Annotated in this window: 1 pseudogene; it reads right to left on the reverse strand. The window is 65.1% G+C overall.

Annotated elements, in window-relative coordinates:
• A pseudogene (locus tag EN893_RS35690) lies at nucleotides 1–870 on the reverse strand (autotransporter outer membrane beta-barrel domain-containing protein); the annotation flags it as partial.
• Between the last annotated feature and the right edge of the window lie 66 nt (nucleotides 871–936).

Raw genomic sequence — 936 nt, forward strand, 5'->3', positions numbered from 1 at the left:
CGATCTGCCCTCGGTGGAGATATCGGTGGTGTCGAAATTGACATGGCTCGTGCCGCCGAAATCGTGCCAGATGTTGGCCTTGAGGTACGGCTGCAGCGCCATGCCATTGATCGTTGTTTCGCCTTGCAGCCGTGCGCCGAGCCGGCCGGTCACGTTGCCGTCGGTATCAAAGGAAACCGAAGCAAAGCGGTCCGATGCATCGTCGAGCGACAGTTGCTGCCAGACCAGTTGCGCCTGCGGTTCAAGCGTCCAGCCTTGCCCCAGCGCGATGGGATAGCCGCCTTCCAGCGAAGCGGTGACACCGGTCCCGCCGACGTCGATGCCGATGCCGCGCGACGATGTTGCGTCTCCGCCGAAGAAGGTGGCCATGAGGACGCCGTCCAGGTACCAGCCACCCTGACCGATCCGGGTCCAGTAGCCGCCGACGCTGGTGCCGTTGATATCCATGCTGCCGACGGACAGATTGTCCCAGCCCAGCGCCTGGCCGCGCACGTCGCCATTCATGCTGGCATAGGCGACGAACAGGCCGGCGCGATCGGTCTGGCCCGACGCGGTTTCGCGGCCGAACAGATCGAAGCCCGCCTGGAGGCCGAACAGGGTGCCGTCGAAGGACGGCGATACCGTTCCTGAATACGCCATCTTGCTGTCCTGACCGAAGATGCGGCCCCAGACCGGCGACAGCTCGGTGTTCGACAACAGGCTCTGCTCGCCGCGCCGTTCGTGGAAGGTGCCGAGCGTCGTCATCGCCAGATGTTCGGCGACCGGGGGCAAGGCGGAATAGACCGGAACCTCGATGCGATAGAGCAGGATCTCCTCGCCCGCCGCCGGTGTCGGCAGGTCAGGCACATCCGTTGGCACCACCGGTGGCGGGCGAGGAGATCCTGCTCTATCGCATCGAGGTTCCGGTCTATTCCGCCTTGCCCCCGGTCGCCGAAC

Source organism: Mesorhizobium sp. M7A.F.Ca.CA.004.04.2.1 (assembly GCF_004022825.1).
GTDB lineage: Bacteria > Pseudomonadota > Alphaproteobacteria > Rhizobiales > Rhizobiaceae > Mesorhizobium.